We start from the raw sequence: 20,371 nt of genomic DNA, 5'->3' as shown, positions 1-20,371 counted from the left end.
CTCCAATGGTCAAAATTTGCATCCCCTCGCGGGGCGCCGGATCAGTAGGGCAGCACCTTCAGGGCGGTGGCCACCTTGGCCCAATCGGGCAGGGCGGCGATGCCGGTGGCAAATGCCTTGCCGCTCTGGGCGGGGAGGATGCAGACGATCCCCTCCCCGCTGGGCTGCACCAGTTCGGGCGCGCCAAAGGCGGCGGCCACGGCCTTGGAGAGGGCCTCCTGTGAGCCGCCCTCCAGCCGCAGGTAGCGGCGCAGCACGTCCTCCGCCGGGTCGGCCAGGAACTCCTCCTCGCTCTTGACCCAGAAGAGGGTGCGGTGGACGTCCTCGCTCTTGACGCAGTCGATGATGTCGCTGACCACGGCGCTGGCGGTGGGCAGCTTGCCCGCTCCCCGGCCGTAAAAGAGAACGTCGCCCAGCATGTCAGAGCGCACCAGAATGCCGTTGTACACGTCGCTCACCGAGGCCAGCTGGCTCTCCCCCGGCAGCAGGGCCGGGCAGACCTCGGCCAGCACCCGCCCGTCCTCCAGCCGCTTGGCCCGGCCGATGAGTTTGATGGCGTAGCCCAGGCGCTCGGCGGCCGCCATGTCGGCGGTGGTGATGGCGCGGATCCCCTCGGTGGGCACCTGGGCGGGGAAGATGTGCCGCCCAAAGGCCAGGGAGCCGAGGATGCAGATTTTGCGGCAGGCGTCGTGTCCGTCCACGTCGGCCGAGGGGTCGGTGGTCTCGGCGTACCCCAGGCTCTGGGCCAGCTTCAGCGCCTCGTCAAAGGAGAGGTCCTCCCGCTTCATCTTGGTGAGCATGAAGTTGGTGGTGCCGTTGAGGATGCCGGCGATCTCGGTGAACTCGTTGGCCGCCATGCACTGGTAGATGGGGCGGATGATGGGGGTGCCGCCCCCCACGCTGGCCTCAAAGAGGAACTGGATCCCCCTCTCCTTGGCGATCTGCAGCAGCTCCCAGCCGTGGGTGGCCACCAGCTCCTTGTTGGAGGTGACCACGCTCTTGCCGGCCAGCAGGCTGTCCTTTACAAACTGGTAGGCGGGTTTCAGCCCGCCGATGGACTCCACCACCACCGAGACCTCGGGGTCTTTTAAGACCACCCCGAAATCCTTGCAAAGCTTCCCCTCGTTGGGGTCGCCGGGGAAGTCGCGGATGTCGCAGATGTATTTGACGGCGATGGGCTGCCCAGCCTTGCGGGCAATGCCCTCGGCGTTTCTCTCAATGACCTCGGCCACGCCGGAGCCAACGGTGCCGTACCCGATGATTGCTACCTGTATCATTTGCTACTCTCCTAACAATTGCTTTAATTCCACGATCCCACCCAATTGCCCGATCTCCTCGGTCAGCTCCTCCAGCGGGAGGCAGGCGCTGCCCATGCGAAAGGAGATGGTCACCGGGGCGACCCCGTCGATGGGGATGGATTGGTTGATGGTGAGGATGTTGGCGCCGCTGTTTGCGATGGTGTTGATGACCCGGGAGAGGACCCCCGGCTCATCCCGCAGGGAGAAGGAGAAGGTGCACAGCTGCCGGCTGTCCCCCGCCGGGCGGTAGACCCGGTCTTTGTACTTGTAGAAGGCGCTGCGGGAGATGCCCACCTTCTTCACCGCCTCGCTGGAATTTTTGGCAAGGCCCTGGGCCAGCATCTCCTTGGCCTCCACCACCTTTAAAAACACCGGGGGCAGGGCCCCGGTGTCCACCAGCAGAAACTTAGGTGTGTCCTGCATAAGTCCACCTCACAAACACTGTTGTTTTTCTGTAAGATACAGTATAGCGCCATCTGCCCAAATTGACAACCATTTTTTTGCCGAAACCCTCCAAAACTCGTTTCCTTTTGTTGACTTCGGCGATTCCCCCAAAAAAATGGCGGATTGGGGGGTGAGGACGGGCGGTATCACCGTCGGGGGCTCCCGATAAATCCCCCCCAGTAAAACCAGCGACTCACCAGCCCGAAAAGGGCAGGACACGGACTTCGCCCCTCAAGGGGCATCGAAATCCCACATCGCACCGCCGCCGGTAAACCGTTCCTGTCGGGTTTTACTCCGCGTCGTCCATGCCCAAAGAATGCCTTTCTTTTGCATCGGCGCCCTTCTTTTCAGGAGGCCTTGTGCCAAAGCACCTGTCTCCCCTGGCGGGGGCGGAGATTTTGGGGGCCAAGGCTGCAAAAAAAGAGGGCCGGGCGGCTTGGCTGCCGCCCGGTCCTCAAAACATTTTCAGCTGTGTGCCGACCGCTTCCAGACGGGAAAAATCACTGTTTGGGGGCCGCCTGGCTGGAACTCACCGGCGGCACCACCGGCTTGCTGGAAGAGCTGGCCGAACTGGAGGAGTTGGAAGAGCTGGAGGCGCTGGAACTGGCCGAACTGGACCCGCTCGACGAGGCCGCCGAGCTGCTCTGCGGCTTTGGCTCCTCCTCCACCGGGGGATCGCCCTCGTGCACCCCGGAGCAGGTCTCGGGGATGTTGGAGGTCTTGTACCAGCCCACCGCGGTCTCGGTGCACTTGTCGGAGGCCAGCAGCCCGCTCTTGACGCAGTAGGTCTTCTGCACCACGCCGGAGGCGTTGGGGAAGTTCTTGTAGGCCTTGCCGGAGCTGATCTGGCTCATGATGTTCTTCCAGACGGCGGCGGGGGGATAGCCGCTCTCGGACACGCCGTACTTGGAGTCGTAACCCCACCAGACGCCGGTCACATAGTAGGGGTTCATCCCCACAAACCACACGTCCCGGGGCAGGTGGTTGTCGGTGTCGGAGTCGGTGGTGCCGGTCTTGCCCGCCAAGGGCATGGAGCCGTAGCGGAACGAGGCAGCAGTGCCCCCCGACTGCAGGACCTGCTGGAGCATCTGGTTGGTCACCTTGGCGGTGGACTCGGAGAAGGCGCGGTTGCTGCCGAACTCGCTGCCGTCGAGCACCACGTTGCCGAACTGGTCCTCCACCCGGGTGTAGGTGCGGGGCTCGTAGTAGACCCCGCCGTTGCCGAAGACGGCGTAGGCGGCCGTCACCTCCAGGGGGGAGATGCCGTCCGTCAGCATCCCCAGGGCCAGGCTGTCGTCCACATCGCTCTCGGTGAGGGTGGTGATCCCCAGCTTTTCCTTCAAGAACTCATAGCTGTTTTTGGCGCCGACTTTCTGGATGGTCCGCACCGCCACGGTGTTGACCGACTTTTTCAGGGCGGTCTCGGCGGTCATCTTACCCTTGTAGCCCGCGTAGTAGTTCTTGGGCCAGGGGCGGCCATTGAGGGTCTTGACCGGGGAGTCGTCCATAACGGTGGAGTAGGTGATCAGATCCTGCTCGATGGCCGGCCCGTAGGCCGCCAGGGGTTTCATGGTGGAGCCGTTGGAGCGGCCGGCCACCACCGCCCGGTTGAGGGCCCGATTGACCGTCTTTTCGCCCCGGCCGCCCACCAGGCCCAGGATGTTGCCCTCGAAGTCCATCACCACCGCCGCCGACTCGGGGCGGATGGTGACCTCGCTCTTGTTGCCCTCCTCGTCGGTGACGGTCTCTTTTCTGGACACGTTGGGGAAGCTCTTGTCGTTTTCGTAAACCGACTCCAGGGTGCCCTGGATCGAGGTGTCCACGGTGGAGTAGATGCGCAGGCCGCCGGTGTAGAGGTAGTTGGTGGCCTCCTCCTTGGTGTAGCCGTATTTCTCCATCAGGTGATCGATGACATCGTCGATCATGTAGTCGGTGAAGTAGCTCTCGATCTTCTGGGCGTTGGCGGCGTACTCCTCGCTCTTGAACTCGGGCTCGGTGTTGACCGCCTCGTCGTATTCCTCCTGGGTGATGTAGCCCAGTTCCAGCATCTTGCTGAGCACGTAGTCCCGCCGGGTCTTATTGTTCTCGGGGTTGATAAAGGGGTTGTACTCGGTGGGGCTCTGGGTCATGCCGGCGATGGCGGCGCACTCCACCAGGGAGAGTTCAGACACGTCCTTGCCGAAGTAGACATAGGCCGCCGCCTGCACCCCGTCGGTGTTGTTGCCCAGGTGGAAGGTGTTGAGGTAGGCCTCCAGGATGTCCTCTTTCGAGTACATCTTCTCCAGGTTCAGGGCGCGGAAGATCTCTCGCGCCTTGCGGGCATACCCCTCCAAAAAGTTGGTGGACTTGTCGTGGGTGATGTTTTTGATGAGCTGCTGGGTGATGGTGGAACCGCCCGGCCGCCCCTTGTAGATGGGGATGACCTCGTTGACGGTGGCGGCGATGGTGCGCTTCCAGTCCACCCCGTGGTGCTTGTAAAAGCGCTCGTCCTCCACCGCTACCACGGCGTGGATCATGTTTTCAGGGATGTTCTCATAGTCCACCCAGATGCGGTTTTCGGCCGAGTTGAGGCGGGTCACTTCCACCTCTTCACCCGACCCGTCTTTGCCGTATACAATGGTGGTAAAGGCCAGCTTTACATTTTCCAGGCTCAAGATCTGGTCGTCGTTTTTCATGGTGCTGAAGACGTACATCATAAAAGAGGTGGCCGCAATGGACACCACGATCACCAGAATAAAGAATACCGTCAGGCAGACCTTGAACCATTTTCTCTCCCGCAGTTTCCGCTTGGGGCCCTTCTGGCCCTTTTTCGAGGCGGCGTTTGCGGCGGTCTGCTTGGTGGTTCCCTTCTTTTTCTCCGACGGGGACTTGCCGCCGTCCGGCGATTTTTGGTTGGGCACAAGCATAACCTCCTTCCAATGGTAAGTTATTATAGCATATACCGTCGATTTTGTTAAACCGATTTTCCTGCATATTCATTTATTTTTAAGAGAATACTGGACTCGAGAGGTGATTGATGTGACGAAAAACCGGTGGATTCTCTCGACCGTGACCGCTTTTCTCTGCTGCGCGGCCCTATTTCTTTCCAGCTTGTTGGTAGGATGGCACCGCGGCGCCGACTCTATGCAGGCCGAGGCCCCTTCCCGCTATCTTCTGCGGGTGGAGAACGGGCAGCTGGCCGTCTATACCGGCGGCTCCGGACAGCCCGAACTCTGCGGGGAGGTGACCCTCAGCGCCCTGCCGGAAGAGGAGCAACAACACCTGTTGCAGGGCGTCTGGGCGGAGAGCCGCCAGGAGTTGGAGGGCCTGTTGCAGGACTATTCCAGCTGATTGCGCTCCCCGTCCCCCTGTCGGCCCGGCCCTTTGGCCGGGCCGCTTTTTGCGCCGGTGCAGATTTCCAAAAAGGCGGTGGCCGCCGGGGTCAGGTACTTGTTTTTGTGGTAGACCGCGCAGAGGTTGCGCACCAGGGGCATCCCCTCCACCGCCAGGCGGCAGAGGGCGCCGGAGGCCAGCTCTTCTGCGGCCAGCCGCACCGGCAGCACGGCAATCCCCAGCCCCTGGCGGGCGGCCTCCTTCAGCGCCCGGGTGGAGCTGGACTCCCAGGCGGGGCTCACCTCCATCCCCCGGGTGATGAGGGCGCTCTCAAAGACCTTGCGGGCGCCGCTGCCCGCCTCCCGCAGCAGGAGGGGCTGGCGGGCCAGCTCGGCCGGCGGCAGGGGCTGGCGGGCCAGCAGCGGGTGCCCGGGGCAGCAGAAAAGGCCCAGCTCGTCCTCCAAAAAGGGGTGGGCGGCCAGCTGGCCGTCCCGGGCGGGGCCGTCCATCAGCCCCAGATCCAGCCGGTTTTCCAGCAAGAGATCCTCGATGGTCTCGCTGCTGTCCACCCGCACCTGCACCTCCACCTCCGGCCAAGCGGCGGAAAACTGCTCCACGCAGCCGGGGAGGAACTCGCTGCCGGCGGTGATGCTGGCGCCGATGCGCAGCCGGCCGCCCCGGCCGCCGGGCATCTCCTCCTCCAGCTGGTCGATGAGGTCGAGGATCTGTCCGGCCCGGGCCAGCAACTGCCGCCCCGGCTCGGTGATGTGCAGCCGCCGGGAGATGCGGTCGAAGAGCCGGACGCCGTAGTGGCTCTCCAACTCCGAGACGGCCAGGCTCACCGCCGGCTGGGTCATGTAGAGGCGGCGGGCCGCCTCGGTGGCGCTGCCGCACTGGCAGACCGCTGTGAAGATGCGCAGGTGGCGCAGGGTCATCCCGCTCCCCTCCTTTTCATAAGCAATTCGATATTTATCTTATAAAATTATATTATTTTACTTATTAAAATGCAAGGCGTATACTGGGGGTGAAAAGAGAAAGAGGAGGCCATGCAGTTGGCAAAGAGAGATTTGCGGTTTTACTGGAAGCTGTTTTCTTCCACCTTCACCCTCAGCGCCTTTACCTTTGGCGGCGGGTATGTCATCATCCCCCTGATGCGCAAGAAGTTCGTGCAGCAGTACCACTGGCTGGAGGAGGACGAGATGCTCGACTTGACGGCCATCGCCCAGTCCTCCCCCGGGCCCATCGCCGTCAACGCGGCCATCATCATCGGCTACCGCCTGGCGGGGATGTTGGGGGCCCTGGTGGCCATTGCGGGCACGGTGCTGCCCCCCCTGATCATCCTCTCGGTGATCTCCCTGTTCTACCAGGCGTTTCGGGCCAACCAGGTGGTGGCCAACGTTCTGCGGGGGATGCAGGCCGGGGTGGCGGCGGTCATCGTCGACGTCACCGTCACCATGGGCTGGGGGGTCGCCAAGGAGAAGAACGTCCTCTCCATCCTGATGATGGCGGCCGCCTTTGTGGCGACCTACGTCTTCAACGTCAACGTGGCCTTCATCGTGCTGGCCTGCGGCCTCATCGGCTTTCTCTGCTTCCGGCAGAAAAAGAGCGGGGAGGTGTCCAAATGATCTACCTGCAGCTGCTGTGGAGTTTCTTTCAAATCGGCCTGTTCAGCTTTGGGGGCGGCTACGCCTCCATGCGGCTGATCCAAAACCAGGTGGTCACCCTGCACCACTGGCTGGACATGACCCAGTTTGCCGACATCATCACCATCTCCCAGATGACCCCCGGGCCGGTGGCCATCAACTCGGCCACTTTCGTGGGCACCCACATCGCCGGGTTCTGGGGCTCCATCGTCGCCACCATCGGCTGCGTGATCCCCTCCTGCATCATTGTCATCGCCCTGGCCAAAATCTACACCAAATACCGCCAGCTCGACGCCATGCAGGCGATTTTAAAGGGGCTGCGGCCGGCGGTGGTGGCCCTCATCGCCTCGGCGGGGCTGTCCATCCTCATCCTCTCCCTCTGGCAGGGGGGCGCGGTGAGCTGGTCGCCCGCCAGCGTCGACTGGATCTGCGCCGCGATGTTTGCCGCCGCCCTCTTCGTCCTGCGCAAGTGGAAACCCAACCCCATCTGGGTGATGGTGGGCTGCGGGGTCCTGGGCGCCTTCATCTTCCCCTTTGTGGGGTGACTCCCTCCCCCGATACGGCCTCCCCTGCCCCAAGGCAGTCAGAGAGGGGCGGCGCAGCAATGCTGCGCCGCCCCTCTCTCTTTTTTGTCTACGGGGACTGTCTGCCGAGGCGGATCTTGTAGCGAAAGACGTCGGTGTCCACATAGTCCTTTTCAAAGCAGATCGGCCGGTTGTCCGCGCTCAACCACAGAGAGGAGATCAGCAGCGCCGGCTTCTCCCCCCACAGGGGCGAGTGGTGAAACTCCACCCCCTTTAAATGGGTGACCGAAAAGCTGCTGGTCAGGTGATCCACCCGGGTGTGAAAGAGCAGTTCCAGCTCCGCGAGGGAACGGGCCACCCGCTCACAGGCGTAGAGCTGGCTCTCCACCGCCAGTTGGCCGTCCAAAAAGTAGGCAGCCGGCACCATGGCAAGGCTCTCGCCGCCCGCCTCCAACTGGCTGTCCAAAAAGTCGTCCCGCTGGCCGAGCCGGACCGGGCCGGGCTGCACCTGCAGAGGGAGGTGTAACCGCTCCAGCCGCTCGCGCACCGTCAGGCAGGCGGCGGGGGCCGCATCCTCCGGGCTGGGCAGCCGCTGGGTGACAAAGGTGCCGCTGCCGTGGCGGGTGCTGACATAGCCGTCCTCCTGCAGGAGCACCAGCGCTGTGCGCAGGGAGGTCCGCCCCACCCCCATCGCCTCGGCCAGCTTCGCCTCGCTCATCAGCTTTTCGCCCGGGGCAAACGCGCCGGAGGCGATCAGCTCCCGCAGCCTGCGGTAGGCCAACAGGTAGAGGGGGGTGCGGTCCACCTCGTCCAGACGCAGTCTCTGCAGTTCACTGTCTCTCATAGATCCCCCTGATCACCTGTTCGCACCTGGCCATGATCGCCTCGGCGTCGATGTCCACAAACTGCTTGCCCCGTAAGCGGACCGCCCCTTCCACCAGCACCGTGTCCACCTGAAAACCGGTGCCCGCGTGCAGGAAGTTGGAGAGCTGTGTCTCCTCCCCCACCAGGGAGACCTCCTGCATGTCCACCAAAATCAAATCTGCCCGGTTGCCCACCGCCACCCGGCCCAGGTCGTCAAAGCCGAGGGCGCGGGCGCCGTTTTCGGTCATCATCCGGTAGCACAGGGATTCCGGCAGGGCCTGCGGCCGGCCGGTGACCACCTTTTGCAGCAGCGCCCCGGCGTGCATCTCCCGCACCATGTCCCGGTTGGAGCTGGACGCCTCGCCGTCGCACCCCAGGGCGAGGTGCACCCCCTTGGCCGCCATCCGGTCGATGGGGGGGATGCCGTCACTGATCTTCATGTTGGTGCAGGGGCAGTGGGCGACGGTGGCCCCGCTCTCGGCAATCATGTCCAGCTCCCGCTCCTCCAGCCAGATGCTGTGGGCGAGGATGGTCTTTTCGTCCAGGATGCCGTAGCGGTAGAGGGCCTCCCCCTCGCCCCAGCCGGTGCGGGCGCGGATCTGCTCCGTCTCCATCCGCCCCTCCGCCAGGTGGGTGTGGAAGGTGAGTTCCCGATCCCGGGAGAAGGCCTTGAGGGCCTGCATCAGCTCCTTGCTGCAGGCGGGCAGCCCCAGCGGTGCCACATCGGTCCGGATCAGGCCGCCGTTCGTGTTGTGAAAGCGAGTGTAGATGTCCTCCGCCTGCCGCAGGGAGTTGTCCAGCCCCACCATGTAGGTCTTTTCGTTCTCGGCGACATCGGTGGCGCCCAGCCCCATCACCACCCGCAGCCCCGCCCTGTTGTACGCCTCGGCGGCGGCATCCACCCAGGGGTATTGGATCATGTCGTGAAAGGTGGTCACCCCAAAGCGCAGCCCCTGCAAAAGGCCCAGAAGGGTGCCGTAAAAGTACTCCTCCTCGCTCAAGCTCTGCTCGGTGGTGAGCATCTTCACCAGCCAGTTGGTGATGGCCAGCCCGTCCATGTGCCCCTTTTGCAGGGACTGCACCAGGTGGGTGTGGGTGTCCACAAAGGCCGGCATGCAGAGCATCCCCCCCGCCTCCAGCACCGTCTCCCCCTCCCCCGGGGTCAGGGGGCCGATCGCGGCGATTTTTCCGTCCGCGATGCGGATGTCCGCATCCGCCGCCGTCAGGTCGTCGAACCGAGCCAGTTTGCAGTTTTTTATGAGCAGTGTTCCCCTATCCATCTCTCTTCGCCATCCTCTCTATCGCCCGCACGGCGATCTCGTAACAGGTGTGCAGCCGCCCCTCCAACTGCGCCGGTGAAAGGGCGTCGCCCCCCGACAGGTTGCCCTTTGCCACGTAGAGGGCCCCCGTCCGCATCCCCAAAATGGTGCCCAACACAAACAGGGCGGAGGTCTCGTGCTCGATCAGCTCCACCCCGAGGGCGCGCCACCGAGCCGCTCGCTCCCCGCCGTCCGGGGCAAAGGGGCTTTCCAGGTAGTAGGCGTCGTGGCTGCGGAAGATGCCCGAGCGAAGGCGCTCCCCCCGCTCCCCCGCCGCGGCCAAGATCTCCTCCCACAGCTCCGGGTCGCTGACGGCGGGATATTCGGGGCCCACGTACTCCCTGACGGTCCCCTCTCCCCGCACGCTCGCGGTGGCCGTCAGCAGCGCGCCCGGGGCACAGTCGGGCTGCAGGGCAAAGCCTGCCCCCACCTTGAGCAGGGTGGTACAGCCGAGGTGAAAAAGCTCCTCCGCGGCAATGGCCATGGGCATGCACCCGTTCCCGGTGGACATGACGCTGACGGGCACCCCGCCCGCCGTCCCCGTGTAGGTCAGGTATTCCCGGTTGCGGCCGATCTCCACGGCGCCCTCCAACAGCCCAGCGATCACCGGGACCTGCTCCATCTCCGCAGTCAGGATCACCGACGGGGCCACCTCTCCCACCCCCAGGCCCAGATGGTGGATCTTGCCCCTCTCGTCCATCAATTTTTTGCTGGCAAACGGCACGGTCTACTCCCCCTCTCCCTCTCGCAGCAGTTCGACGGCCCGCATCGACGCCCTGGTGGCGACCTCCACCCGCCGTTGCAGCCACTGGGGGTCTTTTTGGGCGGCGGCCGCCAGCGCCTCTTCCCGGTGCTCGTCAAAGAGACTGCCCATGGCGATGCAGATGGAGCCGGTCTTGATCCCCAGCAGGTGCCCCAGGGAAAACAGGGTGCCGCTCTCGTTCTCGAGCAGCTGCACATTGGTGTCCCGCCAGATTTGAATGCGCTCAAAAAGGCCGGGGTGTGCCCCGGGGGACTCCATATAAAAGCAGTCGTGCGAGCGGTAGAGGCCCACCACCGGCTCCTCCTCCAGCTCCCGGCAGGCCCGGCGCAGGGCGCTCACCACCCGGTAGTCGGCCACAGCGGGGAACTCGGGGGGCAGGTACTCCTGCGAGGCCCCCTCTCCCCGGACACAGCCGGTGGCGATGACCAGCGTCCCCGGGGAGAAGGGGAGCTGTACCGCCCCGCCGGTCCCCACCCGGATCACTGTGTCCACCCCCAGATGCGAGAGCTCCTCCAGTGCCAGGGAGACGTTCATGCAACCCATCCCCGAGGACATGACCGAGATGGGCGCGCCCCCCGAAGTCTCCCCCGTATAGGTGGCAAAGGCGCCGCGCTGCCCCACAAAATGGGGCGCAGCAAACAACCTCTGCATCGCCTCGCACCGGCCCGGATCCCCCGGCATCAGCACCGCCGGCGCCACCTCTCCCCGCGCAAGGCCGATGTGGCGCAGCCGCCCCGTCTCGTCCCAGTCGGGTTTGCTCTGGTAATAACGCAAACCGATCCCTCCACTCTTCACTTGTGTTATCACCATTATATTTTATATATTTCAATCAGTCAATATCAATTTTATATGCAATTTATCAAAATTAGGACAAAGAAAGCCGCCGCCCAGGGGGGCAGCGGCCTGGGAACGGCGCTAGACCTTGTCTTTAAAATAGGAGTGGGCGCAGTAGAGGGCGCCCGCCGGGTTGTGGGCCAGGGCCCGGTCCTTGGTGACCAGGGTGGTGGTGGGCGCCTGGGCGTATTTGTAAAAGAGGGAGTCGTGCCCCACGCAGAGGCCGATGACGATGTTGAACTCGGTCTGCTGCTCGTTTAAGAGCATGGCCTGGGCGATGGGGTTGCACATGGGCTCAAACCGGCCGGGGTGGACCTTGTCCTCCTCCCCCAGGCCCACCTGTTCCTTGGGCACCCCGCCGGCCTTGCAGATGGCCGACACCACTGTGAATCCATGGGCGCGAAAGATCTCGCAGGCGACCCGCCCCTCTTCCTTAAGTCCGCCGCAGAAGGCCACCCCCAGCTTCTGGTAGCCCATGGCCTTGCAAAACTCGGTGATCTCCCGCACCCGGGGCCAGCGGCCGTAGCCGGTGGCCTCGATCTTGGAGCTCTCCAGGTAGAACTTGTGGTTTTCCTCTTCGCTGTACTTGGCGAAGGCGGCCTCCATCAGCGGGGTGTTGCGGATGGGGCAGTTTTTGGGCAGCTTTTCAAAGTCGCCGGACTGGCAGCCGTGAACGGTGCAACTTCCACAGGTGTAGTACACAATATCTCTCCTCTCTGCGGGCCGACGGTCTTGCGGGCCCTCTCCCCCATGATACCCCGACCCGGGCGGAGAAGCAATCGCTTTTCCCATCGGGAATTTAGATGGCGACCCCAGGCCCTGTAAGTCCCCTCGCCTGCCGGTCAGCGCGCCCCTGGGCCCCTCCCGTTTGTGGCAGGAGAGATGGCGACCAGGGCAGGGGGAGAGGCGCTGTCTGCAAGCCCCCTCCCCTGCCGGCCGGCACGCCCCAGGCCCCTCCCGTTTGCAGCAGGAGAGATGGCTGTCAGAGTAGGAGGAGAGGCACTGTCTGCAAGCCCTCTCGCCTGCCATCCGACGCGTCCCTGATCCCCTCGTTTGCAGCAGGAGAGATGGCTGTCAGGGTAGGAGGAGAAGCACTGTCTGCAAGCCCTCTCCCCTGCCGGCCGGCGCGCCCCTGGGCCCCCCCCCCGTTTGCGGCAGGGGAGACGGCGACCAGAGCAGGGGGAGAGGCGCTGTCTGCAAGCTTCCTCCCCTGCCGGCCGGCGCGCCCCTGGGCCCCTCCCGTTTGCGGCAGGGGAGATGACGGCCAAAGCAAGGGATGAGGCCCCGTTTACAGCCGCCCCGCGCCGGGGCCGGGATGGCCCGCTCTGCTCACGGTCTGCTGTCCGGGGCTTGGGCGATCTCTCTGTTTTTTCTAATCAGCTGTCGCCAGCCCCACTCGTCCCCCCAGCGATAAAGGGGACGGGGCATGCCCACCGACAGGGGGCAGTCCTCCCCCGGCGGCCGGCGCTCGATGCTCGCCCCCGGGGCGGCAAAGGCCCGCCCCAGGCTCTTTTCTGGAGGCCTTGCCCTGTGCCGCCGCGCTCACGGTGGCCAGCGCGCCGCCCAAACCCGCTTCAGCAGGCGCACCCGATAGCCCATCCCACAACTGGGCCGCCTGTTCCGAAAGGGGCGCCTGCTATTTTTTCTTCCACCGCCTATTTTCCCCTGCCGCTGCCCATTTTACAAAAAGAGAGGCCGACCTTGCGGCCGGCCTCCCCCACGCACTGGGCGTCTATTCTACGATGGTGCCCCCCAGGAGGGCGTAGAGTTCCTTGGTCTCCTCGTCGCTGGCGCCGGTGAAGTAGTAGATGCCGCTCTCCCCCTCCAGCCGCACGGCGCAGCCGCTGCCGCCGTTGAGGTAGAGGTGGGCGCTCTCGCCGTTTGCCAACAGGTACTGGCCGCGGAAGGTGCCGTTGAACTCCTTCACCTGGCTCTCGGCCTTTTGGCGCTGGGGCAGCTCGCTCTGCAGGGTGATTTTGGCCCCAGAGAGGGGCACCTCCCCCTTTTCGCCCCCGGCGATCACCAGGGTGCCGTCCTGTACGGTGTAGCTGTTGGGGGAAAAGGCAAAGGTAAAGCTGACCGAGAAGTAGAGAAACCCGGTGAGGATGCCCGCCAGCACAAAGACCAGCTTCATGGTCTTTGTGCCGGCGCTGACAAAGGTCTTGCAGAGAAAGCGGACAAACAGCCCCAGGTAGATGCCCATGAACAGCTCTTTATAAAAGTAGAGGTTGCACAGGGAGAGCACCCCCGAGACGGCGGCCGCCGCCCCCATGAGGTAGAGGCTGCGCACGGCGCTGGTCTTGCGCTTTGCCTCCATCTCCTGCATCTCTTCTTCGCTCATGTCGGGGTTGTAGTAGGTGACAAACAGGGTGAGTTTGCCCGTCTGGGTGAGATAGCCCAGGGTGGCCATGGCAACGGCCAACAAAATGGGTAGCACGGGTTGTCCTCCTTGCAGGGCGGGCCTGGCCGCCTGTGTTTTTTCGATAACTTTTAGTTTATCACAGACGCCCCCAAAAAGCCAGAAGCATTTTTTGAATGCTGTTAATTTTCTGTCAATGACCGTCATGTTCGTCGTTTACCACAATGTGCAATTCCTATAATTATGCAAATTCACCTAATAAAACGGCGTTTTCAAGTTGAAATCTCGCTTTTTCTTCGCTATAATGGTAAACAGGAAAAGTTGTTTTTTTACAACCGAAACCGCACTTTAGAAAGGGGCATATCACCTATGACGAACAACAAGAATGTCTTGAACTGGGTCGACGAGATGGTTGCGCTGTGCAAGCCGGACAAGGTTGTCTGGATCGACGGCAGCAAGGAGCAGCTCGAAGAGATCCGCGCGCTGAGCGTCTCCACCGGCGAGATGGTCAAGCTCAACGAGGAAAAACTCCCCGGTTGCTATATTCACCGCACCGCTGAAAACGACGTGGCCCGTGTCGAGGGCCGCACCTTCATCTGCACCCGCAACAAAGAGGATGCCGGTCCGACCAACAACTGGGAGGACCCGAAGGTCATGTACGAGAAGCTGGGCGCCATGTTTGACGGCGTCATGAAGGGCCGCACCATGTATGTCATCCCCTACTGCATGGGCCCCGTCGGCTCCAAGCTGTCCAAAGTCGGCGTCGAGCTGACCGACTCCACCTACGTGGTGCTGAATATGGCCATCATGACCCGCATGGGCCAGGCCGCCTGGGATCACCTGGGCGACGAGTCCAACGACTTTGTCCGCGGCCTGCACTCCAAAGCCGACATCGACGAGGAGAAGCGCTACATCGTCCACTTCCCCGAGGACAACACCATCTGGTCCATCAACTCCGGCTACGGCGGAAACGTGCTGCTGGGCAAAAAGTGCTTTGCCCTGCGCATCGCCTCCTTCCAGGGCAAAAACGAGGGCTGGATGGCCGAGCACATGCTCATTTTGGGCCTTGAGAACCCCCAGGGCGAGGTCAAGTACGTGACCGCCGCCTTCCCCTCTGCCTGCGGCAAGACCAACCTGGCCATGCTCATCCCCCCCGAGCTCTACCAGCAGAAGGGCTACAAAGTCTGGACTGTCGGCGACGACATCGCCTGGATGCGCATCGGCGACGACGGCCGCCTGTGGGCCATCAACCCGGAGAACGGCTTCTTCGGCGTCGCCCCCGGCACCAACATGAAGTCCAACCCCAACGCCCTGATCTCCACCCAGAAAGACACCATCTTCACCAACGTGGTGCACAACCTGGACGAGAACACTGTCTGGTGGGAGGGCCTGGACAAGAACCCGCCGAAAAACGCCCTGGACTGGAAGGGCAACAAGTGGGATCCCGAGAGCGGCGTCAAGGGCGCACACCCCAACAGCCGTTTCACCGCCCCCGCCATCAACTGCCCCTGCATCAGCTCTGAGTTCGACAACCCCGAGGGCGTGCCGGTGACCGCCATCGTCTTCGGCGGCCGCCGCGCCAAGACCGCTCCCCTGGTCTACCAGGCCAGAGATTGGGAGCACGGCGTCTTTGTCGGCTCCATCATGGCCTCTGAGACCACTGCCGCCGCCACCGGCGCTGTCGGCGTGGTCCGCCGCGACCCCATGGCCATGCTCCCCTTCTGCGGCTACCACATGGGCGACTACTTTGCCCACTGGCTGGAGATGGGCAAGAAGCTGGGCGACAAGGCCCCCAAGATCTTCAACGTCAACTGGTTCCGCACCGACGACGAAGGCCACTTTATCTGGCCCGGGTTCGGCGACAACATGCGGGTGCTGGAGTGGATCATCAACCGCTGCGACGGCAAGGCCGACGCCGTTGAGACCCCCATCGGCTACGAGCCCAAGCCCGAGGACATCAACCTCGAGGGCCTGGACATCGACCTGGAGACCCTGAAGGGCCTGCTGAGCGTGGATGTGGACCTCTGGAAAGAGGAGGCCAAGGGCATTCACGAGTTCTACGGCAAGTTCGGCGATCACCTGCCCAAGGAGCTGGCTCACCAGCTGGAGATCCTGGAGGAGAACCTGAACAAGTAACCTTCCCCTTTCGTGCGACAAAGGGCCTGCGCAAAATTGCGCAGGCCCTTTTTGTATCCCCCGCCCCCCAAAAGGGGACGGAAACGCGCCCGGCGGTCCTTTTCCGCCGGGCGCGTTTGCCCTGTGGGCGCGGGTCCCTAGTGGCCCCGGTGTTTCTCCCGCCGCTTTTCCCGGCGCAGGGCAAACTGCCGCTCCCGCTGGGCCTCCCGCTGCTGGCGGGTGGAGGTGCGGCGCTCTTTCTTGCCCGCTTCCCGCTGCAGTTGCAGCGCCTGCTGGGCCTTGGTGCCGCTCCCCCGCCCTTCCAGCGCGCGGCGGATGACCCGCTGCATCCGCTTGGGGTTCACCCGCCTGTCGTCCGCCGGGCCCTCCCCCGCGACCGGGGGGCCGAAGCGCAGCCGACTCCACCCCTCGAGCATCCGCTCGTAGACCTGGTAGTCTTTGGGCTCGGCGCCGAAGGTGATCTTGCAGACCTCTACCCGGCCATCCTCCCACCGCTCGTAGAGCCCGACCCAGAACGGGTCTTCAAAGTACACGGTCAGTTTCGCCCTTGTCTGTACCACAGACGATCCCTCCTTTAAAGAGAATATCCTGCGGGGCGCCTGTCGGCGCGCCCGGCGGAGAAGGGACAACCAAAGGAGGCAGGTTACTGACGGCTTGCGCCGCGCCTGGACTACCCGACCAGGCCGTGTTTTTATCCCCGCAAGGCCATTCTACACCATTTTAAGGGGGAGTCAAGGACAAACAGGAGCGCCCCGACACAGACTGTCGGGGCGCTCTCACTCTTTTTGTGCGGCGGGTCAATCGGCCTTCTGGACCTGGGGTGCGGGCTCTCCCTGCGGGGAAGCCGTTCCCTCTCGGAGCATGGCGGCGATCTGCGCGTTTAGCTGCCGGAAGAAGAGGAGGACGATCGGCACGCAGGCCAGGGCGGTCACCAGGTCGGCAATGGGCTGGCTGCACTGCACCCCCAGCACCCCGATGAGGGAGGGCAGGGTGTAGATGAGGGGGAGGAAGAACAGCCCCTGCCGGGCCACCGAGATGAAGGTGGCCTGCCGGGCCTTGCCCAGGGACTGAAAGAGCATGTTGCTGATGACGATGAAGGAGTGCAGGGGCAGGCTGCAGCACTGCAGGCGAAAGGCCAGGGCGCCGATGGCGATGACCACAGGGTCGTCCCGGCGGAAGATGGCCATGATTTTGGGGGCGAGGGCAAAGCCCGCCGCCGAGAGGACCAGCAGCCCGCAGAAGCCCACCTTCAGGCAGAAGAGATAGGCCTTTTTCACCCGGTCGTAGCGGCCCGCGCCGTAGTTGTAGCCGCAGACCGGCTGAAAGCCCTGCCCAAAGCCCAACATGGCCGAGAGGATGAACATGAACACCCGACCCACCACCGACATGGCGGCCACCGCCGGGTCGCCGTAGGCCCGCGCCGCCACATTCAGGGAGATGGAGGCAAAGGAGGCCAGCGCCTGCCGGAAAAAGGACGGCATGCCTGTGACCACGATTTTTTGGTAGAGGTCCCAGCGCAGGCTCACCTTGCGGATGGCGATGCGCACGGTGCTGCGGTGAAAGAGGTAGTTGGAGAGGAGGATGCAAAAGCTGATGCACTGGCTGAGCAGGGTGGCGATGGCCGCCCCCGAGATGCCCATGTCGAAGACAAAGATGAAGAGGGGGTCCAGGGCGATATTGAGCACCCCGCCGGTGGCGATCCCCATCATCGACAGCACCGCCTTCCCCTCGGAGCGCAGGTCGTTGTTCATCACAAAGGAGGCGCACATGATGGGCGCGCCGAAGAGGATGTAGCGGGCGTAGTCCTGCGCGTAGGGCAGAATGGTCTCGGTGGCGCCCAGCAGCCGCATCAGGTTTTTCATGGACAGAAGGCCGATGACCGTGATGCAGAGCCCCAGGAGCAGGGCAGTAAAAAAGGCGGTGGAGGCCACCCGGTCGGCCTCGTCCTTCTTCTCCTGCCCCAGCAGGCGGGAGATGTTGCTCCCCGAGCCCATGCCCAGGGTGAAGCCAACTGCTTGGATGATCGCCATCAGGGAGAACACCACCCCGACGGCGCCGGTGGCGCTGGTGCCCAACTGGCTGACAAAAAAGGTGTCCGCCATGTTGTAGATGGAGGTCACCAGCATGCTGATGATGGTGGGGACGGCCAGTTTGCCGATGAGCCATCCCACCGGTTCGGTGGTCATCTTGAGGAATTGGGCGCGGTCCTGTGTCGCGCCGGACGGTCCGCTTGCCACGGGGTCATCACCTGTCTTTCTCGCTGTAACGTATTGTTCACATGTATTATAAGACCCCGTTTTTCAAATGTAAAGCGCCCTCCTCCTCCGTTTTTGTGCAAAAAAAGAAGGGGGACGGCCGCCCCCCTTCTCTTTTCTATGGCTCTCTGTCTGTCCGCTCCCTAGCGGGCGCTGGCCTTCCGCTTCTTCAGCACCACCAGGGCCGCCGCGCCGAGGGCGGCTGCCAGGCCGGCCCCCAGCAGGATAGCGCTGTCGCCGGTGGTGGGGGTGTCGGCCTTCTCCCCCTCGCCGGGCTGCTCCGCCGGGGTGTCGCCGGGCTCCTCCTCGTTCGGCGGGGTGGTCTGGGAACCGGTGGCGGGGATCTCCACCGCCGCCCGGGCATAGCCACAGACACTGCACATCTCGTGCTTGCTGCCGGCCTCGGTCTCGGTGGCCTCTTTGTCGAGCACCCAGACAAAGGTGTGGGCGGCGCGCTCGCTCTCGGCGCCGCACTCGCAGCTCTTCCAGTGCTCGGCCTCATCGCTCTGCCAACTGCCGTACTGGTGGCTGTGCTCTACAAACTGGCCGTTCTCGGGGTCCAGCAGCAGACCGCCGTTTTCCGGGTTGACAATGGCCTCGCTGGGCTTGGTGGTGGCCAGTTCCAGGTAGACAAAGGGCTTTTCCCCCGCCGCCTTGCTCTCGTAGCTGACCGCCGCGCTCTCGGCGAAGGTGAGGGTGGCTTTGCCGTATCTGTCGTCCAGGTTCACGCCGTACCAGGAGTTCTCCCCGGTCACGGCCCGGAAGGTCCCCTCAATGGTCACGTTGGAACTGTTGTTGACCAGCGGCGCCCCCGTCTTGGCGGCGCTGTGGTCCAGCTCCACATTGCGCAGGGTCACCCCGTCGGCGCCCCAGATGTCCAGGGCGTGTTTGTTGGCCGCGGTAGCCACCAGCTGCAAGTCCTCTAGGGTCACGCCGTCGGCCTCCACCTTCACGAGGTTGATCTGGCCGTGGCTCCCCATCTGGAAATTGCCGGCCGCGGTGATGGTGTGGCCGCCGCCGCGGATGCTCACCCCGTCGGCGCGGAGGTAGACCATCTCGCTCACGGCGATGTCCTCGGTCAGCTCCACGGTGGTGCCGGGGCGCAGGTTGTCCGAAATCTGCTTGACAAAGTTCGACTTGTTGTCGACCTTGATGGTCAGCCCCTCCAGGGACACCTTGTCCCCGCTCACGCCGGGGTTCCAGGCGTAGCCGTACACCTCGTCGGAATAGCCCGCATAGGTGTTGTTGGCAAAGTCCTGGGTCACGTTTTTCACCGCCACCGAGCCCGAGGTGACCGACTTGGCGCTGATCCAGGAAGCCATCTCCACCCCTTCGATGACGGTGTTGCCTGCATCGGCGCTGCTGATGTAGATGGAGCCGCTGCTGACAGAGCCGTCAGGGGCTTGGAGCGCGCCCAGCGCAATGTCTTTCAGGGTCAGGTCCTTGCCGCCCATCAGCTCGATGGCCTTGTTGCACTGGCTGTCGTAAAAGCTGTTGGGGTTCCCCTTGAGGGTCAGGTTCTCCAGGGTGACGCCGCTGCCGCCGACGGTGACGAAGTTCTGCCCGGCCCAGTTGCCGGTGGCGGGGTCGTATGAGCTGGTGATCGACACCTCTCCCTCGCCGCGGATGCTCAAATCATTGGCAAAGAGGGGGAACACAAACCCCTTCTCCACCCCATTGATGTTTGCCACAACGTCCAGACAGTCGTCTCCCAGGTCGTAAAGGCCCGCTTCCAGCACCCAGGTCTGCCCGTCTTTCTGGTTGTGGATGGCCTCCACCAGCTCCTGCGAGCTGGAGATGCGGACCGTCTCCTCCCCCTTGGCCAGGGTCTGGGCGGGGACCGCTGCCGCCACCAGTCCCAGGCTCAGCAGGACCGACAGCACTCTCTTCATCTTCATGGTTTCCCTCCTGTAAAATGAGTTTGTTGGCGGGGGCGGCCGCAGCGGCCGCCCCCTGCTAAAAAGGTGTAGGTTGTCGTTCGCCCCGCCGTTTTGGCTGAAACAAACAAAAAAACCAACCTGTGACGAACACAAGTTGGCATACAAAAATAAACAAAATATGTTTTTAAAAAGAACGAAAACTTACACTTTTGCACAATCACCATACCTCTTTTTGAAGATTTTGTCAAGATAAATGGTCAAATATTCCTCCATCTCCAAATGTTTACTCCTCCGTCCCTCCGTGCGCCGCTGCCGGTATTTCCCCCTTGTCCCCTTGTCCCCCTCTCCCCCCTCTGGTATACTTGTAAAAAACCATCTCTTTTATAAAGGAGGGCGAGCGCTGTGTCGGTCTTTTTTTGGTGGTATCTGGCCGCTGTCAATCTGGCGGCCCTCTCTGCCTGCCTGGCGGACAAGCGTGCCGCCGTCAAGGGCCGCTGGCGCATATCCGAGCGGGCGCTGCTCACCCTCTGCGCGCTGGGGGGCGGGCCCGGCTTCTATTTGGGGATGCACTGGTTTCACCACAAGACCCGCCACAGAAAGTTCACCTGGGGGGTCCCGGCCCTCAGTCTGCTCTGGCTGGCGGGGATGGCCGCCTGGCTGTGGCTGGGCCGGGCGTAAAGGGGGGAGGGCGATGCCGCCCTCTTTTTTTCTGCCCTTTTGGGATTTAAGGATTCTTTAAT

General features: G+C 63.3%; 18 protein-coding genes. 5 read left to right on the top strand and 13 right to left on the bottom strand.

What is annotated here, in order from left to right; translation table 11 throughout:
- Window positions 1-41 precede the first annotated feature (41 nt).
- The 3 genes from KQI11_RS08275 to KQI11_RS08265 form a co-directional block, all read right to left on the bottom strand.
- The gene (locus KQI11_RS08275; RefSeq protein ID WP_216401787.1) at window positions 42-1,277 is read right to left on the bottom strand and encodes a homoserine dehydrogenase; all 1,236 of its coding nucleotides are present in this window, start codon (window positions 1,275-1,277) and stop codon (window positions 42-44) included.
- Window positions 1,278-1,280: 3 nt separating this feature from the next.
- Window positions 1,281-1,721, bottom strand: coding sequence for an ACT domain-containing protein (locus KQI11_RS08270; RefSeq protein WP_021661525.1), 441 nt, complete (start codon window positions 1,719-1,721; stop codon window positions 1,281-1,283).
- 521 nt (window positions 1,722-2,242) lie between these two features.
- Window positions 2,243-4,642, bottom strand: coding sequence for a transglycosylase domain-containing protein (locus KQI11_RS08265; protein WP_216401786.1), 2,400 nt, complete (start codon window positions 4,640-4,642; stop codon window positions 2,243-2,245).
- Window positions 4,643-4,760: 118 nt separating this feature from the next.
- Between KQI11_RS08265 and KQI11_RS08260 the strand changes: the two genes are divergently transcribed.
- Entirely contained in the window at window positions 4,761-5,072 is a 312-nt protein-coding gene (locus KQI11_RS08260; protein WP_216401785.1) for a hypothetical protein, read from the top strand.
- Here the strand turns inward: KQI11_RS08260 and KQI11_RS08255 are convergent.
- Window positions 5,060-5,989 (bottom strand): LysR family transcriptional regulator, encoded by a 930-nt coding sequence (locus KQI11_RS08255; RefSeq protein WP_216401784.1) that lies wholly within the window; start codon window positions 5,987-5,989, stop codon window positions 5,060-5,062. The genes KQI11_RS08260 and KQI11_RS08255 overlap by 13 nt on opposite strands.
- A gap of 111 nt (window positions 5,990-6,100) precedes the next feature.
- Between KQI11_RS08255 and KQI11_RS08250 the strand changes: the two genes are divergently transcribed.
- Window positions 6,101-6,679 carry a chromate transporter gene (locus KQI11_RS08250; protein ID WP_216401783.1) on the top strand — a complete coding sequence of 193 codons (579 nt, stop codon included), beginning with the start codon at window positions 6,101-6,103 and terminating at the stop codon, window positions 6,677-6,679.
- Complete coding sequence (locus tag KQI11_RS08245; protein ID WP_216401782.1) at window positions 6,676-7,242, top strand: chromate transporter; 567 nt, start codon at window positions 6,676-6,678, stop codon at window positions 7,240-7,242. The genes KQI11_RS08250 and KQI11_RS08245 overlap by 4 nt, the downstream gene beginning before the upstream one ends.
- Before the next feature lie 88 nt (window positions 7,243-7,330).
- Here KQI11_RS08245 and KQI11_RS08240 read toward each other — a convergent pair whose 3' ends face one another.
- The 6 genes from KQI11_RS08240 to KQI11_RS08215 form a co-directional block, all read right to left on the bottom strand.
- Window positions 7,331-8,065, bottom strand: a complete 735-nt coding sequence (locus KQI11_RS08240) for a GntR family transcriptional regulator (protein ID WP_216401781.1) — start codon at window positions 8,063-8,065, stop codon at window positions 7,331-7,333.
- Window positions 8,052-9,365 carry an amidohydrolase family protein gene (locus tag KQI11_RS08235; protein ID WP_216401780.1) on the bottom strand — a complete coding sequence of 438 codons (1,314 nt, stop codon included), beginning with the start codon at window positions 9,363-9,365 and terminating at the stop codon, window positions 8,052-8,054. The genes KQI11_RS08240 and KQI11_RS08235 overlap by 14 nt, the downstream gene beginning before the upstream one ends.
- Window positions 9,358-10,128 (bottom strand): phosphorylase family protein, encoded by a 771-nt coding sequence (locus KQI11_RS08230; RefSeq protein WP_216401779.1) that lies wholly within the window; start codon window positions 10,126-10,128, stop codon window positions 9,358-9,360. Before KQI11_RS08230 ends, KQI11_RS08235 begins: the two co-directional genes overlap by 8 nt.
- A 3-nt stretch (window positions 10,129-10,131) precedes the next feature.
- Window positions 10,132-10,941: a nucleoside phosphorylase gene (locus KQI11_RS08225; RefSeq protein ID WP_216401778.1), complete on the bottom strand. Its 810-nt coding sequence runs from the start codon at window positions 10,939-10,941 to the stop codon at window positions 10,132-10,134.
- 141 nt (window positions 10,942-11,082) lie between these two features.
- Window positions 11,083-11,703 (bottom strand): DUF1847 domain-containing protein, encoded by a 621-nt coding sequence (locus tag KQI11_RS08220; protein WP_353653947.1) that lies wholly within the window; start codon window positions 11,701-11,703, stop codon window positions 11,083-11,085.
- A gap of 1,030 nt (window positions 11,704-12,733) precedes the next feature.
- Window positions 12,734-13,438 carry a hypothetical protein gene (locus KQI11_RS08215; protein ID WP_216401776.1) on the bottom strand — a complete coding sequence of 235 codons (705 nt, stop codon included), beginning with the start codon at window positions 13,436-13,438 and terminating at the stop codon, window positions 12,734-12,736.
- Between the two features lie 291 nt (window positions 13,439-13,729).
- On the opposite strand from KQI11_RS08215, the gene KQI11_RS08210 reads away from it, so the two are divergent.
- Window positions 13,730-15,496, top strand: coding sequence for a phosphoenolpyruvate carboxykinase (GTP) (locus KQI11_RS08210; protein ID WP_185914858.1), 1,767 nt, complete (start codon window positions 13,730-13,732; stop codon window positions 15,494-15,496).
- Window positions 15,497-15,633: 137 nt separating this feature from the next.
- Here KQI11_RS08210 and KQI11_RS08205 read toward each other — a convergent pair whose 3' ends face one another.
- The 3 genes from KQI11_RS08205 to KQI11_RS08195 all read right to left on the bottom strand — a co-directional run bounded on the left by KQI11_RS08205 (window position 15,634) and on the right by KQI11_RS08195 (window position 19,649).
- Complete coding sequence (locus tag KQI11_RS08205) at window positions 15,634-16,056, bottom strand: YjdF family protein (RefSeq protein ID WP_216401775.1); 423 nt, start codon at window positions 16,054-16,056, stop codon at window positions 15,634-15,636.
- Window positions 16,057-16,293: 237 nt separating this feature from the next.
- A complete protein-coding gene (locus tag KQI11_RS08200; protein WP_353653946.1) occupies window positions 16,294-17,733 on the bottom strand; it encodes an MATE family efflux transporter in 1,440 nt (479 codons plus the stop codon).
- Window positions 17,734-17,894: 161 nt separating this feature from the next.
- On the bottom strand, window positions 17,895-19,649 hold the full coding sequence (locus KQI11_RS08195; protein ID WP_216401774.1) for a right-handed parallel beta-helix repeat-containing protein: 1,755 nt from the start codon (window positions 19,647-19,649) through the stop codon (window positions 17,895-17,897).
- Window positions 19,650-20,033: 384 nt separating this feature from the next.
- On the opposite strand from KQI11_RS08195, the gene KQI11_RS08190 reads away from it, so the two are divergent.
- Window positions 20,034-20,309, top strand: a complete 276-nt coding sequence (locus KQI11_RS08190) for a DUF1294 domain-containing protein (RefSeq protein ID WP_216401773.1) — start codon at window positions 20,034-20,036, stop codon at window positions 20,307-20,309.
- Window positions 20,310-20,371 lie beyond the last annotated feature (62 nt).

This window comes from Acetanaerobacterium sp. MSJ-12 (assembly GCF_018917875.1).
GTDB classification, from domain to species: Bacteria; Bacillota; Clostridia; order Oscillospirales; family Ruminococcaceae; genus Bittarella; species Bittarella massiliensis.
This window is presented reverse-complemented; position numbering and strand designations above follow the sequence as displayed.

Coding starts and splice junctions, on each gene's coding strand:
- KQI11_RS08245 (WP_216401782.1), top strand. CDS start 6,676: ATGATCTACCTGCAGCTGCTGTGGAGTTTCTTTCAAATCGGCCTGTTC.
- KQI11_RS08275 (WP_216401787.1), bottom strand. CDS start 1,277: ATGATACAGGTAGCAATCATCGGGTACGGCACCGTTGGCTCCGGCGTG.
- KQI11_RS08255 (WP_216401784.1), bottom strand. CDS start 5,989: ATGACCCTGCGCCACCTGCGCATCTTCACAGCGGTCTGCCAGTGCGGC.
- KQI11_RS08250 (WP_216401783.1), top strand. CDS start 6,101: ATGCAGTTGGCAAAGAGAGATTTGCGGTTTTACTGGAAGCTGTTTTCT.
- KQI11_RS08240 (WP_216401781.1), bottom strand. CDS start 8,065: ATGAGAGACAGTGAACTGCAGAGACTGCGTCTGGACGAGGTGGACCGC.
- KQI11_RS08235 (WP_216401780.1), bottom strand. CDS start 9,365: ATGGATAGGGGAACACTGCTCATAAAAAACTGCAAACTGGCTCGGTTC.
- KQI11_RS08270 (WP_021661525.1), bottom strand. CDS start 1,721: ATGCAGGACACACCTAAGTTTCTGCTGGTGGACACCGGGGCCCTGCCC.
- KQI11_RS08195 (WP_216401774.1), bottom strand. CDS start 19,649: ATGAAGATGAAGAGAGTGCTGTCGGTCCTGCTGAGCCTGGGACTGGTG.
- KQI11_RS08210 (WP_185914858.1), top strand. CDS start 13,730: ATGACGAACAACAAGAATGTCTTGAACTGGGTCGACGAGATGGTTGCG.